1 protein-coding gene is annotated in these 971 nt (G+C 61.5%); it reads left to right on the top strand.

Features of this window, described 5'->3' with window-relative positions:
- Positions 1-937, top strand: a 937-nt coding sequence (locus tag NKI08_RS34485) for an integrase core domain-containing protein (RefSeq protein ID WP_352775969.1), incomplete at its 5' end; no start/stop codon positions are given.
- Positions 938-971 lie beyond the last annotated feature (34 nt).

The following is a 971-nucleotide window of genomic DNA, read 5'->3' as shown; positions in this document are numbered from 1 at the left end:
TTGGGGCGCTCGCAAGATCAGGGAGTTGCTGGTCAGGAAGCTCGCCGGTGATGTGCGTATCCCGGCCAAAAGCACCGTGCATGCCGTGCTCGACCGTCACGGCCTTGTGAGCCAGGCCCGCAAGAGGAACCGGGCGAGCAAGGCCGTGGGCACGCCATTGTCGCAAGCCGCCGCCCCTAACGATCTGTGGTGCACCGACTTCAAGGGGGAGTTCAGGCTCGGCAACGGTAGCTACTGTTACCCCCTGACGGTCACCGACCAGATCTCGCGCTATGTGCTCGCCTGCGAAGCGCTTGAATCGACAAAGGAGACGCCGGTCATCGAGGCCTTCGTGCGGCTGTTCAGGGAGCGCGGCCTGCCCGCCGCCATCCGCTCCGACAACGGGCTCCCTTTCGCTTCGCCTAACGGCCTCTACAATCTCTCGCGCCTGTCGGTGTTCTGGCTCAGGCTCGGCATCGTCATCGAGCGCATCCAGCCGGGCAACCCGCAACAGAACGGCCGCCACGAGCGCATGCATCTGACCTTAAAGAAAGAGACGACCAGGCCGCCCGGCATGAACATTCTCCAGCAGCAGGCGAGGTTCGACGCTTTCATCAGCGAATTCAACGAGGAAAGGCCACACGAGGCGCTCGCCATGCGCACCCCGGCCGAGCTCTACACGCCGTCCTCAAGAGCCTATGACGGCCTGCCGGAACTGGAATACCCCTTCCACGACCGCGACATCCTGGTTACCGCTTGCGGCCGCATCTGCATGCACAGGAAGAGGATCAACGTCTCGACCGTGCTCGCCGGTCAGAGGCTGGGAATCAAGGAGATCGACGACGGCATTTGGCTCGTCAGCTTCATGCATTACGATCTCGGGTATATCGACTTGGAACAGAGGACCTTGCAGACCATCGACAACCCGTTCGGCACGAGGTTGTCACCCATGTCTTAAGTACAATCTGTTACCCATGTCTCCGGGTTGGACA

This window comes from Mesorhizobium sp. M0768 (assembly GCF_040320195.1).
GTDB lineage: Bacteria > Pseudomonadota > Alphaproteobacteria > Rhizobiales > Rhizobiaceae > Mesorhizobium.
The sequence above is the reverse complement of the archived record's forward strand: the minus strand, read 5'-3'. Positions and strand labels throughout refer to the sequence as shown.